The sequence below is a fragment of the Pseudomonas sp. E45-MNA-CIBAN-0222 genome (assembly GCF_040310405.1).
Lineage (GTDB): Bacteria > Pseudomonadota > Gammaproteobacteria > Pseudomonadales > Pseudomonadaceae > Stutzerimonas > Stutzerimonas stutzeri_AC.
The window spans coordinates 90,374-102,544 of the sequence record NZ_JBEOPU010000010.1; the positions used below are offsets into that span (position 1 = coordinate 90,374).

General features: G+C 61.1%; 12 protein-coding genes. 1 reads left to right on the plus strand and 11 read right to left on the minus strand.

Annotated elements, in window-relative coordinates; all coding sequences use genetic code 11:
* Positions 1-117: 117 nt before the first annotated feature.
* From AAEZ08_RS15870 to fliE, 10 genes are all read right to left on the minus strand, one after another.
* Positions 118-1,341 (minus strand): flagellar hook-length control protein FliK, encoded by a 1,224-nt coding sequence (locus AAEZ08_RS15870; RefSeq protein ID WP_500124681.1) that lies wholly within the window; start codon positions 1,339-1,341, stop codon positions 118-120.
* A 188-nt stretch (positions 1,342-1,529) separates the two neighbouring features.
* Entirely contained in the window at positions 1,530-1,880 is a 351-nt protein-coding gene (locus AAEZ08_RS15875) for an Hpt domain-containing protein (protein WP_427702655.1), read from the minus strand.
* Between the two features lie 28 nt (positions 1,881-1,908).
* On the minus strand, positions 1,909-3,600 hold the full coding sequence (locus AAEZ08_RS15880; RefSeq protein ID WP_427702656.1) for an ATP-binding SpoIIE family protein phosphatase: 1,692 nt from the start codon (positions 3,598-3,600) through the stop codon (positions 1,909-1,911).
* Between the two features lies 1 nt (position 3,601).
* Complete coding sequence (locus tag AAEZ08_RS15885) at positions 3,602-3,907, minus strand: STAS domain-containing protein (RefSeq protein WP_003280352.1); 306 nt, start codon at positions 3,905-3,907, stop codon at positions 3,602-3,604.
* 252 nt (positions 3,908-4,159) lie between these two features.
* Positions 4,160-4,612 (minus strand): flagellar export protein FliJ, encoded by a 453-nt coding sequence (gene fliJ, locus AAEZ08_RS15890; protein WP_036990901.1) that lies wholly within the window; start codon positions 4,610-4,612, stop codon positions 4,160-4,162.
* A gap of 3 nt (positions 4,613-4,615) precedes the next feature.
* Complete coding sequence (fliI, locus tag AAEZ08_RS15895) at positions 4,616-5,974, minus strand: flagellar protein export ATPase FliI (RefSeq protein WP_003280350.1); 1,359 nt, start codon at positions 5,972-5,974, stop codon at positions 4,616-4,618.
* Positions 5,964-6,740 carry a flagellar assembly protein FliH gene (gene fliH, locus AAEZ08_RS15900; RefSeq protein ID WP_058064783.1) on the minus strand — a complete coding sequence of 259 codons (777 nt, stop codon included), beginning with the start codon at positions 6,738-6,740 and terminating at the stop codon, positions 5,964-5,966. The genes fliI and fliH overlap by 11 nt, the downstream gene beginning before the upstream one ends.
* A 19-nt stretch (positions 6,741-6,759) precedes the next feature.
* Positions 6,760-7,776 carry a flagellar motor switch protein FliG gene (gene fliG / locus AAEZ08_RS15905; RefSeq protein WP_103457259.1) on the minus strand — a complete coding sequence of 339 codons (1,017 nt, stop codon included), beginning with the start codon at positions 7,774-7,776 and terminating at the stop codon, positions 6,760-6,762.
* Positions 7,769-9,553 carry a flagellar basal-body MS-ring/collar protein FliF gene (gene fliF / locus AAEZ08_RS15910; RefSeq protein ID WP_500124682.1) on the minus strand — a complete coding sequence of 595 codons (1,785 nt, stop codon included), beginning with the start codon at positions 9,551-9,553 and terminating at the stop codon, positions 7,769-7,771. The genes fliG and fliF overlap by 8 nt, the downstream gene beginning before the upstream one ends.
* A 13-nt stretch (positions 9,554-9,566) precedes the next feature.
* Positions 9,567-9,896 (minus strand): flagellar hook-basal body complex protein FliE, encoded by a 330-nt coding sequence (gene fliE, locus AAEZ08_RS15915; protein ID WP_003283626.1) that lies wholly within the window; start codon positions 9,894-9,896, stop codon positions 9,567-9,569.
* 240 nt (positions 9,897-10,136) lie between these two features.
* Here fliE and AAEZ08_RS15920 point away from each other — a divergent pair, with 240 nt between their 5' ends.
* Complete coding sequence (locus tag AAEZ08_RS15920) at positions 10,137-11,324, plus strand: benzoate/H(+) symporter BenE family transporter (RefSeq protein WP_102819531.1); 1,188 nt, start codon at positions 10,137-10,139, stop codon at positions 11,322-11,324.
* 47 nt (positions 11,325-11,371) lie between these two features.
* On the opposite strand, the gene AAEZ08_RS15925 is transcribed toward AAEZ08_RS15920, so the two are convergent.
* A complete protein-coding gene (locus AAEZ08_RS15925) occupies positions 11,372-12,133 on the minus strand; it encodes an SDR family oxidoreductase (protein ID WP_500124683.1) in 762 nt (253 codons plus the stop codon).
* Between the last annotated feature and the right edge of the window lie 38 nt (positions 12,134-12,171).

A 12,171-nucleotide genomic window follows, 5' to 3' on the forward strand; every position in this document is an offset into this window, starting at 1 on the left:
ATGAACGCTGCAACGTCGAAGCGACGAGACCAATGCAGGCTGCTGCGACCGGCGGCGGAAAACCGGCGCGCCCTAGTCAGGGCTGACGCCGGCCATCAGGAAAAGATAGGTGATGGCTCAGGCGTAGTAATCCACCAAGCCGCGATCACCTGAAGTGCGGTTGCCGGAAATCTCCGTAATGCCCTGCAACTCCTCGGCACCAGCATCCTCCTCAGCGGAGGAGCCACGCGCCGATCCGCCTTCAGCACCGCCTTGCCAACCACGCGCCAACGACTGATCGGATACGTTGACATCCATCAGGTTCATGCCCTGCTGGGCGAACATTTCGCGCAGTCGCTGCATCTGCCCTTCCAGCGCGTCACGCACACCGGCGTGCGGGCTGAGGAAGGTCACCTGAGCCTGGTCCTTGCTCAGATCAATACGCACCTCCATGCGACCCAGCTCGGCGGGATCGAGTTGAATCTCGGCCGACTTCAGGTTCTGGCTGGACAACCACATCACCCGATCCACAACAGCCTCGCTCCAACCCGTTTGCTGCATCTGCACCGGCTGTCCGGGCACCAGCGCCGGCCGCTGCGCCTGCTGGACCTGCTGAGTGATCGCCTGACTCAAGAGATTGGGTCGGGTGGCAGCCAACTCAGTGGCGCTTGCCGAGCGACTCTCCTTGGGCGCCTCCACGCTGTCCAGCAACTCCTTGGTCGCCAGTTCCAGATCGAACTCGCCATCGTCTGGCTCATTCGCGGCCAGCAAGACGCTTGCAAAACCGTCATCTACCTCTGCCTTTGCTTGCGCATCAGCTAGCGGATTCCCCAGCGACTGAGCATTCTTTTGCGTGCCGAGCGACGTGTCGGCGACGGGCCGCATGCTTGCTAGCGATGTTTCTTCTGCCGACAAACTCTCATCTCCAGCGGCAAGGCCTTGCGCAACCGATAAACCGGCCAGCAGCGACTCCCCCTGAACCTCGCCGCCTGACTCGCTTTCAGTCTGCGGCACCAGCTGTCCACCGAGCCCCAGCAGCAACAGTGGGTCAAGTTCAGCTTCAGGCACCTCCTCCGCCTGCGTTTCGGGAGGCAAGGAATTGCCGCTGTCGGCAACCGTCGGCTTTTCGTCACCGGCTACGCCAGCCGATTCCTTCCGAGCCTTATCGTCGACGGGCTTATCCCGACCGGTCTCATTACGCACTGGGCGGTCGGCCGGTTTCGTCTGGCGCTCTTTGGCGTAAACGTCGGAAAAGCTGGCGCTATCCCGGGCCTCGCGCGGGGCTTCGGGTGCCTTGGTCGAGGCTTTGGCTCGCGCCTCTACAGAAGGAGATTTGAGCAGCAGGTCGGGGGAAACAGCCATTGGGTCATTCCGCTACGGATGGATCGTGGCGATAGCAGAGCAAGTTCTGGGCCAGCCTGTGCAGACGTATGAAAAGAGCGCGCAAAAGCGCGTGTTTCGGCAATTAGCGCGCAAGACGTCAAAATGGCAGAAGCGCAGCGACCGCCCGAGTCGCACGGAAAACGCGTGAGCGTCAGAGATTTGTCCGTTTAACCGTAGCGCTGTCGTTCAGCGCGGAACAAGATGCCCACAATGGCGAATTCACGTTCGATGGACTCGATCAGCGCAGGCGCTACTGCCAACTGATCTTCCCTGGCGACACTCTCCAGCTCCTGGCAGAGCTGAGCCAGAAGGGTTGCACCCATGTTGCTGCAGCTACCCTTGAAGCTGTGTGCAGCCCGGCGCAGGGTTTCGGCCTGATCAGCCTGGCAGGCTTGCCGGAGTAGACGAACGCGCTCCTCGGAATCGGCGAGAAAGGTATCCAGCAGTGCCGGATATTCACTCTCCATCACGTCCTGCAGCGTAGCCAGCACGGCGCCGTCGAGATGAGTGTTGGACACCGGTACACTCCTGTTTCAAAGCGCTGAATTATGCCTCAGCCTGCCAGACGAACTCCACGCTCAGACCCCGCCCATCCGGTTGCCAATCGAGCCCGTCGCTCAACTGGCGAACCAAGTGCAAACCTCGGCCACTGAACTGGTCACTACCCAGCTGTGCCTGTAAAGCGCTCGCCACATCGAAACCAGATCCGCTGTCGCTGATGGCAATGCGCAGCTTGCCGCCCTGCGCTCCCGCCTTGATACCCAGCTCAAGATGAATATGGCCGTCAGCAAGCGACTGCAAGCGCTGCTGTCGCAAGTCGTAATATCGCTTGAAACCGTCGGCATCGCACTTGAGTGCCGAGTCGAGCCCGAGCACGCCATGTTCCAGGGCATTGGAGTAAAGCTCGCCCAGTACGGTATAGATCGCGCCCACTCTTGGCCGTAGCTGGTTGATCTGCAGCAGCACTTGCAGCAGCTGCGGCAGTGGGTTGCCGTTACGCAGGCTATCGGCACGCAGGTCGAAGTGGGCTGACCAATCCATGGGGCGAACGCGGTGCGCCGTTGCGGAACTGGTCAGCGGCATAAACCCCGCATCCTCTGTCACTACGACTTCGACAAGGCTCAGGTCATCCTGTTGCTGCCCATGAAAGTCCAGCAAGGCCTGCTCAATCTCGTCGAACAGGCAGGCTGGTTCACGGTTGGCAGTGAGCGCAGCCAACAACCGTTGCTCGCCGAACAGCTCGTCCTCGGCATTGCGGCTTTCCACCACGCCGTCGGACAGCAACAACAGGCGATCGCCCGGCGCCAGTGGGTAGTACTGAAACTTGTCGTCAAACGCTGCAGCGGACACTACGCCCAGCGGCAGGTGTTGCGAAACCAACGCAGTACGTCGCCCATCGGCAGAAATGAGATAACCATCTGGAAGCCCGCCACTCCAGACGCGCAGGGTTCCCTGCTTGGCATTGATATCCAACAGCGTTGCACAACAGAACATTTCCACCGGGAGGATCTGTTTGAGCTTGGCATTCATTTCGCGAAGGATGTCGGAGCTGGAGTAGCCCTTGGCCGCCATTCCGTAGAAAGTCTCGGCCAGCGGCATGGCGCCGATGGCCGCCGGAAGGCCATGGCCGGTGAAATCACCGAGCAGCACGAACATCTGCCCTGCCGGCGCCTGCGCGGCGAGGAGCAGGTCGCCATTGAACAGTGCTCGAGGCGATTGCCGATAGCGGATGTTGGGCGCGCTCAGGCAACCGGCATGGGCGACCTTGTCGAATATTGCCTTCGCCGCCCGATGTTCATCGAGCAACTGCCGATTGCGTCTGGCGATCAGGTCGCGCTGCTCGAGCACTGTCGCCTGCAGCCGACGCAGACGGTGCATAGCCTGAATCTTGGCTTCGAGGATGATCGGGTTGTAGGGCTTGGCGATGAAGTCGTCACCGCCGGCTTCGAGGCAGCTGACCAGCGCTTCGTTCTCGGTCAACGAGGTGAGAAAGATGATAGGCACCAGCTCATCACCGGCCAGCTGCTTGATCCGGCGCGCCGCCTCGAAACCATCCATGACCGGCATCAGCGCGTCCATTAGAACCAGCTGAGGCCGTTCCCGCTGGAACAGCTCAACTGCCTCCTGGCCGTCTGCTGCTGTAAGCACACGATGTCCTTGCCGGGCGACGATGGTGGAAAGCAGCATCCGATCAACCGGGCTGTCCTCGGCGATCAGGATCGACAGCCTGGTAGACATCTCAGGCAATCACGAACAGCTGTTCGAAGTTTGAAACCGAGAGAATCTTGCGCACATCGGCATTGCAGTTGAGCAAACGAATGTCTGCCTCATCGCCACCGGCGTGGTCGCGCAGCAAAAGCAGCATGCCGAGTGCCGAGCTGTCCATATAGGTAGTGCCCTGCAGATTGACCACGTAACGTCGCGGGTTTACGTCCTGCCGCTGATAGGCATCACGGAAAGCCTGATGCGCATTAAAGTCGAAGCGTCCGTTGATGGTAATGGTCAACTCCTGCCCATCCACCGAAGGCTGCGAGGTAATGGTCATGTGGCACTCCCTGATCCGGTACGTCTTGAAAACTGCCGGCGGTGGCAGTTGTCGCTGATGCGAGGTGGACAGCCGTATCCGGCTGAAAATTCAGAGCCTGTAACCAGGCCCGGCGGGACCGAACGTCAGTTCGACACCCATCTGATAATCGCTGCGTAGAAAGCGGTGAAGATTTATCACTCAAGCTGCGGCGCGGCAAGCACGAATCCGGCATGTTTGCGGCGACTCGCAACAATGGTCGGCATGAGTTCCTCAAAGCTCTCTCGCTCGACCGGAAAGTCGTTGGGCAAACTCGTCTAGCAGCTTCTGCTCGCGCTTATCTGCCGCTACTCGCGCTTCACGCTGATAACCTTCGATCAGCTTGCTCAGCCCTTCCACGCGCGCATGCTTTTGATGCCACTGCTGTCGCAGCTTGAGCAGGTTGTCACGATGCCAATTGACGCTACGCTGCTGCTGGCCGATGGCCGATTCGAGCTGGGAAAGAAAGCGTTGATAATTCATCAACCATTGGCCGGAAACGCCCTGGCTGCCCTGCTGCATCCATTGCTGCTGGTAATCCCCGAAATACTGTTCAAGCTCGGATAGCTTGGCTTCGGCCTGCGACAATTGCGCCTGGGCCTGGCCCAGCAACCGCGCAGCGTCGCGCTCGGCGCGCTCGGCCATTTCAACGACCGGTGCAAGCCGCGCAGCGCGACTGACCGCCACCGGTTAGCCGCCTTGCCGAGGACTGAACACCGCAGCGAGCTGCGCAGCACTGCGATTGAGATCTTCGCTCTCATCGAGTCCCTGGCGCAGATAGCTGACCATCTCCGCTTGCCGTGCGATGGCCATGTCGGTTTCCGGATCGCCACCTGGTACATAGGCACCGACGCTGATCAGATCACGACTCTGCTGATAGCGCGACCAGAGCTGCTTGAAACGCTGCGAAGCGCGAACATGCTCGGCACTCACAACCTGCGGCATGACTCGGCTGATGGATGCCTCGATGTCGATGGCGGGATAGTGACCCTCTTCAGCCAAGCGCCGCGACAGCACGATGTGCCCGTCGAGCACGCCACGGGCGGCATCGGCAATCGGGTCCTGCTGGTCGTCACCTTCGGACAGCACGGTGTAGAACGCGGTAATGGAGCCACCGCCCTGCTCGGCATTACCCGCCCGCTCGACCAGACTGGGCAGTTTGGCGAACACCGATGGCGGATAGCCCTTGGTTGCCGGCGGCTCGCCAATGGCCAGGGCGATCTCGCGCTGGGCTTGGGCGTAGCGGGTCAAGGAGTCCATCAGCAACAGCACGTTCTTGCCCTGATCGCGGAAGTACTCGGCAATACGAGTGCAGTACTGCGCGGCACGCAGACGCATCAGCGGCGCCTCGTCAGCGGGCGAGGCCACTACTACCGAGCGCTTGATGCTCTCCTCACCAAGGATGTTCTCGATGAATTCCTTGACCTCTCGCCCCCGTTCGCCGATCAGGCCGACGACGATGATGTCGGCCTCGGTGAAGCGGGTCATCATGCCCAGCAGCACCGACTTGCCGACACCGGTGCCGGCAAATAGGCCTAGGCGCTGGCCGCGACCGACGGTCAGCAAGCCATTGATACTGCGGATGCCGACATCCAGCGGCTCGCTGATCGGGTGGCGCTTGAGCGGGTTAATCACCGGGCCGTCCATCGGCACCCAATCCTCCGCTCTCATGCCGCCCTTGCCGTCCAGTGCCCGACCGGCGCCATCGAGTACACGCCCAAGCATGGACATGCCCATGGGCAGCCGCCCTGTGTTGACCAGAGGTACGACACGCGCGCCAGGTGCAATGCCGGCGAGGCTGCCAACGGGCATCAGATACAGCTTGCCACTGGAAAACCCCATCACCTCGGCCTCGACCTCGGTGGGGTGATAGCTGTCGTCGTTGATCACCAGGCAGCGACTGCCAACGGCTGCGCGCAGCCCTTCGGCCTCCAGGGTCAGACCGACCATGCGCAGCAGGCGCCCCTCCAGCATGGGCTGACTGGGCAATTTGATCGCCTCGCCATAGGCTTCGAAACGCCTGGCGAAGCTGACTCGTTCAAGGCGCATCAGTCACATCCAGATCGATGGCCAAATCTGCGGCAGGAGGACGCGTGGCATTTTCTCGCTGCTGTTCGAAGAGCTGCTTGATGGCCTGGGTGAGGCGCGTTTCGATGCTGGCATCGATGCGGCTGTGCTCGGTTTCGATATGGCAGCCGCCGGGCAGCAAGTTGCTGTCCTCGAGAATTCGCCAAGTCTCCTCATGGCGCTCACGCAGCGCCTTGATCAGCTCGAAATCCTGCGGATTGACATGGATGCGCACGTTGGTCGCGCCCATGGGCAATAGCTTCAATGCCTCGCGCAGCACCTGGCGAATCTGGCTGGAGTCGATCAACAGATCACGCTGGATAACCTCACGCGCCATGTGGCTGATCAGCGTCGCCATGGCGTGTTCGAGATTACGATCCTGATCGGCGATGGGATCGAGCAATTGGCTCATCAGGCGCTCGAGGCCTTCCACTCGCAGGGCCAGAGCTGCGTCGGCCTCTTGCCTTGCCTTGAGCTGCCCGGCATGAAAGCCGTCCTTCTCACCGGTAGCGAAACCTTCGTTGTAGGCCTGCTGACGGATTGCTTCGAGTTCATCGAGCGTCAGCGGTTTGACTTCCTCGACCGGGACGTCCTCGCTACGCGCCAACTCCTCGACTGGTGCCTCCACGACCTTATCGGCGGGCAGCACCTGCTCCTCTCCTTGCGGATCAAAACTGGGCAAAGACCAGCGATCGAACAGGCTGACATCTTTCGCACGAATGACGTCGCTGGGGTTGTCCTTGGCCATGTTTGGGGTTCGTACCTGCTTAGATCATCTCTTCGCCGCCCTTGGAGCCCAGAACGATCTCTCCGGCCTCGGCCATGCGGCGAGCAATGGTAAGAATTTCCTTCTGCGCGTTCTCGACATCACTGACGCGCACAGGGCCTTTGGCCTCCAGGTCGTCGCGCAACAGCTCGCCGGCACGCTTGGACATGTTCTTGAAGACTTTCTCCTTGATGCCGTCGTCGGCGCCCTTGAGCGCCATCACCAGCACATCGGAGGATACCTCACGCAGCAGCACCTGAATGCCACGATCGTCGACTTCGGCGAGGTTGTCGAAGACGAACATCAAGTCTTCGATCTGGCTGGAGAGGTCCTCGTCGACATCGCGGATCGCATCCATCAGCTGACCTTCGATGGAGCTGTCCAGGTAGTTCATGATGTCCGCCGCACGCTTCACGCCACCCAGGCTGGCGCGGCTGGTGTTGGTGCTGCCAGAGAACTGCTTCTCCAGGATAAGGTTGAGTTCCTTCAGCGCAGCGGGCTGCACCGTGTTGAGGGACGAGACACGCAGGACGATATCCAGCCGCACCTTGTGGTCGAAGTGCGACAGCACCTCGCCGGCCTGATCCGGGTCGAGATAGGCCACCACGATGGCCTGAATCTGCGGGTGCTCGTAGCGGATGACGTCCGCAACAGCACGCGGCTCCATCCACTTCAGGCTGTCCAGACCGCTGGTGTTGCCACCGAGCAGGATGCGGTCGATCAAGCCACCAGCCTTGTCTTCGCCCAGCGCCTGGGTAAGCATCTTGCGGATATAACCATCGGAACCGACGCCCAGACTGGTCTGGTCGCCAACGATTTCGACGAACTCGCTCATGACCTGCTCGATCTGCGCCTTCTGCACATTGCGCATCTGCGCCATGGCAGTGCCGACGCGCTGTACTTCCTTCGGCCCCAGATGGCGCAGCACCTGTGCAGCGTCGGTTTCCCCCAGCGAGAGCAATAGAATGGCGGCCTTGTCGACCTTGCTGAGCTTGGCTTGAACTCGATTGTCACTCATCGTCGTTGATCCACTCTTTCACCACCTGGGCTACCCGTCCCGGGTCATCGGCCACGAGGTTCTTGATCGCGTTCAGCTGGGCTTCATATCCCTCGCTGGGGCTCGGCAGCAGAATATTCTGCGGACCGCTCAGGCTGACCCGATCACTGGCCAGGCCTGCCTCCAATCCATCATCCTCGCCCAGCTCGCCCGAGCCACTAGCGACCTGCAGCTCCTTGCCGCTGGATGGGTTGGTGAGATTCTTGAGTACTGGGCGCAGGACGCCAAACACCAGCACCAGGATGAACAACACACCTAGCACTTGCTTGACGACATCCCAGAACCACGGCTGCGAATAGAACGGGATCTCCTCGAAGGTCTCGCTAAAACTATCGGCAACAAACGCCGTGTTGATCACGCTGACACTGTCTCCGCGGCTGGCATCAAAGCCCACCGAATCCTGTACCAGACGGGTGAAACGGGCCAGATCATCGGCATTCCACGGCGCGCGCACCATCTCGCCAGCGGCATTGAGCGTCACCTGATCGTCCACCACCACCGCTACCGACAACCGACGCAGGCGACCCTGTTGTTGTTTGGTATAGCTGATGGAGCGGTCGAGTTCGTAGTTACGAGTGGCCTGCTCGCGCTTGTCGGCCGGGAACGGGGCAAGCATCGGCTGGCCGGTCACCGGGTCCATGACCTGCTGACCATTGGCGTCCAGCAGCGGTTGACCAGGGGCCACGGCACCAGCAGCAGCGGCTGCCTGATTGGCCTGCTCAGGCGCAGCGGCCGGCCCAGGTGGCTGATTGCTCAGTGCGCCAGGTACGCCCTGCGGCGACACGCTGCTCTGGCGCTGCTCATTGACGCTCTGCTCGCTGCGCAGCGCCGGCTGATCAGGGTTGAAGGTTTCCGAGGTGGACTCCACCGCGCTGAAATCCACATCCGCCGAGACTTCGGCCTTGTAGCGGCCACTACCCAGCACCGGCTGAAGGATGTTGTGCACGCGCTGGGTATAGAGGCTTTCCATGCGGCGGCTGTAATCGAACTGCTTGCCGGCCATGCTCAGCTCGGTGAGCTCCTGCTGGTCGGACAGCAGGTTGCCCTTCTGGTCCACCACGGTGATCTGCGATTTGCCCAGCTCCGGGACACTGGTCGCAACCAGGTTGATGATCGCCATCACCTGGCTCGGCTCCAGGGCACGACCCGGGTAAAGCTCTACCAGAACCGAAGCGCTAGGCTTGCGTTCGTCACGCACGAATACCGAACTTTTCGGGATCGCCAGGTGTACCCGGGCGCCTTTGACGTTGTTCAGGCTGGAGATGGTGCGGCCAAGTTCGCCTTCGAGGCCACGACGGTAGCGGGTCGCCTCCATGAACTGGCTTGTGCCGAGCCCCTGCTCTTTGTCGAGAATTTCAAAACCGATATTGCTATCGGCCGGGCCGATACCAGCGCTGGCGAGTTTCAGGCGTGCGCGCGCCAGGTCATTGGCCTTGACCAGCAGAGCGCCGGAGTTGGGTTCAACGGTGTAGGCGATATCTGCGGAGGCAAGGGCCTCCATTACCTGGTTGGCATCCATCCCCGCCAGACTGCCGAGCAGCGGGCGGTAATCCGGCTGCTGCGACCAGAGCACCACAGCGAAACCGATTGCCACACTGGCTGCCAGACCGACCAGCAGACCGACCTGCCGCAGCATGGACATATCCGACAGGTTTTCCAGAAAGGACAGGCCCAGCAAGGGCTTCTTGACACCCTCGGAGGTAGCCGGCACCGGAACGTTGCTCAACGCTTCAGCCATGATTCAATCCGCCTCAAACCGGCATCTGCATGATGTCTTGATAAGCCTGAACCAGTTTGTTGCGAACCTGGGTCATGGCTTGAAAGGAAACGCTGGCCTTCTGCGAGGCGATCATTACTTCGGTCAGGTCGACGCCGCCCTGCCCCATTTCGAAGGCAGACGATAGTTGGCTCGAAACCTGCTGAGTTTCGTGCACTTTGTTCACCGCCTGGCCAAGCATGTCGGAGAAGCTCGGTGCACCGACCTCTTGGGTCTTGGTCTCCGGCTTGACGCGCGCCATTGCATCGGTCTGCATGGCCCGCATTTCCAGCATCAAGCGATTGAATTGAACACCCTGACTCATCTAATCCTCCAACAGCCGCGGTTTTTTTGACGCATCGCGGCAGGCAAATACTAGATAGCAACAAGGGTGCCAGAACCAGATTCAATGACCGGGCTTGGCGATGACCTGCACCTGCACCTCGCTCGACTGTTACGTTTAATGCGTACGCTGCTGTACCGCGACGCCTTGCTCTGCGAGGCAATAGGCTTGTACGGGGCCCGCCGCCTGCGGCCTCAACAACTCAAATAAGTAGAAGCAAGAATGAATGAGATTGGCCGTACCGCACTGCGCCCCCTGAGCGATAGCTCGCCCTCGACCATCGTGGCTGGCTTCATTGCCATGCTCACCGGCTATACCAGCTCGCTGGTACTGATGTTTCAGGCCGGCCAGGCAGCCGGGCTGAGCGCGGCGCAGATTTCCTCCTGGATATGGGCGCTGTCGATCGGCATGGCGATCTGCAGCATCGGCCTGTCGCTGCGCTATCGCACTCCAGTGGTGGTTGCCTGGTCGACCCCGGGCGCCGCCCTGCTGATCACCAGCCTGCCCGGCGTGCCGTACGGCGAGGCGATCGGTGCGTTCATCTTCGCTTCAGCGCTGATTGCCCTGTGTGGTCTGACCGGCAGCTTCGATCGACTGATGCGGCGGGTGCCGGCGTCCCTGGCCGCTGCGCTGCTGGCCGGCGTGCTGTTCAATATCGGTATCGAGATCTTCCGCGCCGTAGAAGTCCAGCCGGTGCTGGTGCTCGGTATGTTCTTCAGCTATCTGCTGGCCAAGCGACTGCAACCTCGCTACGCGGTGTTGGCCGCATTGCTGGTCGGATGCCTGATCGCCGGTGTTTCCGGCTTGCTGGATTTCCAGCGTTTCAGCCTGCAGGTGGCGGTGCCGGTCTGGACAACACCTGCAATCTCCTTCGCAGCGATTTTCAGCATCGGGATTCCGCTATTCGTCATCGCCATGGCCTCGCAGAACATGCCGGGCCTCGCGGTACTGCGCGCGGAGGGCTATCAGGTACCGGCTTCGCCATTGATTTCCACCACAGGCATCGCTTCGGTGCTGCTGGCGCCGTTTGGCTCCCACGGCATCCACTTGGCAGCGATAACCATGGCGATCTGCGCGGGCCCCGAAGCTCACCCCGATCCGCAAAAACGCTACACCGCTGCGGCTTGGTGCGGAGTGTTCTACGGCATTGCCGGGATCTTCGGTGCGACCCTGGCTGCACTGTTTGCTGCCTTTCCAGCAGCGCTGGTGTTGTCCGTTGCGGCACTGGCGCTGCTCGGCTCGATCGGCTCAGGATTGACCCAAGCCATGCAGCAGCCCAACGAGCGCGAGGCAGCGTTGATCACATTCATGGTCACGGCATCGGGTTTGACACTGTTCGGAATCGGCGCGGCGCTGTGGGGATTGATCGCCGGGGTGGTAACGCTGGTGATTCTGAGCCGCCGCAGCTAGACCGCTTCAGAAGCGTTGCCCGGCCAGGAGGAACCGGGCCAGACGCTCTAGATCGCCGTCGCACCACCATCCACCGCCAACGCTTGGCCGGTAGTGAACGCGGCGCCATCGCAGCACAGGTACAACACCGCGGTTGCGATCTCCTCGACCTTCCCAATCCGGCCCACCGGATGCATCGCCGCCGCGAACTCTGCCTTGCGCGGGTCCGCTTCGTAGGCGCGGCGAAACATGTCGGTGTCGATCACCGCCGGGCACACGGCATTCACGCGGATCTTCTTCTTCGCGTACTCGATCGCCGCCGACTTGGTCAGACCGATCACCGCATGCTTGGACGCCGCATAAATGCTCATCTTCGGCGCGGCGCCCAGGCCGGCGACCGAGGCGGTGTTGACGATGGCGCCACCACCTTGCGCCAACATGACTGGCAGCTGGTGCTTCATGCATAACCACACGCCCTTGACGTTGACGCCCATGATCGCGTCGAACTCCGCCTCGCTACCTTCGGCCAACCGGCCCTGCTCGATCTCGATGCCGGCATTGTTGAATGCGTAATCGAGCCGGCCATATTGGGCCAGCGTCTGCTCGATGAGCGCCTTGACGTCTTCGTCACGCGTCACGTCGCAGCGCACGGCGATCGCCTCGCCTCCAGCGGCACGAATGCTTTCTGCACCGTCACGGATACCCGCTTCGTCAATATCGGCCAGCACTACCTTGAGACGTTGCTCGGCGAACGCCTGCGCCGTGGCGCGACCGATACCTGCCGCTGCGCCTGTGACTAGGGCAACCTGCCCGGAAAATGCCATGCTCATTGTTGTTCTTCCCGAAGAGATCTAATGGCCTTGCGCCC

What these genes read in the sequence shown, in the direction of transcription:
- AAEZ08_RS15870 (WP_500124681.1), bottom strand. Translation starts at nt 1,341, where the DNA reads ATGGCTGTTTCCCCCGACCTGCTGCTCAAATCTCCTTCTGTAGAGGCG.
- AAEZ08_RS15880 (WP_427702656.1), bottom strand. Translation starts at nt 3,600, where the DNA reads ATGTCTACCAGGCTGTCGATCCTGATCGCCGAGGACAGCCCGGTTGAT.
- AAEZ08_RS15885 (WP_003280352.1), bottom strand. Translation starts at nt 3,907, where the DNA reads ATGACCATTACCTCGCAGCCTTCGGTGGATGGGCAGGAGTTGACCATT.
- fliI (WP_003280350.1), bottom strand. Translation starts at nt 5,974, where the DNA reads ATGCGCCTTGAACGAGTCAGCTTCGCCAGGCGTTTCGAAGCCTATGGC.
- fliH (WP_058064783.1), bottom strand. Translation starts at nt 6,740, where the DNA reads ATGGCCAAGGACAACCCCAGCGACGTCATTCGTGCGAAAGATGTCAGC.
- fliG (WP_103457259.1), bottom strand. Translation starts at nt 7,776, where the DNA reads ATGAGTGACAATCGAGTTCAAGCCAAGCTCAGCAAGGTCGACAAGGCC.
- fliF (WP_500124682.1), bottom strand. Translation starts at nt 9,553, where the DNA reads ATGGCTGAAGCGTTGAGCAACGTTCCGGTGCCGGCTACCTCCGAGGGT.
- fliE (WP_003283626.1), bottom strand. Translation starts at nt 9,896, where the DNA reads ATGAGTCAGGGTGTTCAATTCAATCGCTTGATGCTGGAAATGCGGGCC.
- AAEZ08_RS15920 (WP_102819531.1), top strand. Translation starts at nt 10,137, where the DNA reads ATGAATGAGATTGGCCGTACCGCACTGCGCCCCCTGAGCGATAGCTCG.
- AAEZ08_RS15925 (WP_500124683.1), bottom strand. Translation starts at nt 12,133, where the DNA reads ATGAGCATGGCATTTTCCGGGCAGGTTGCCCTAGTCACAGGCGCAGCG.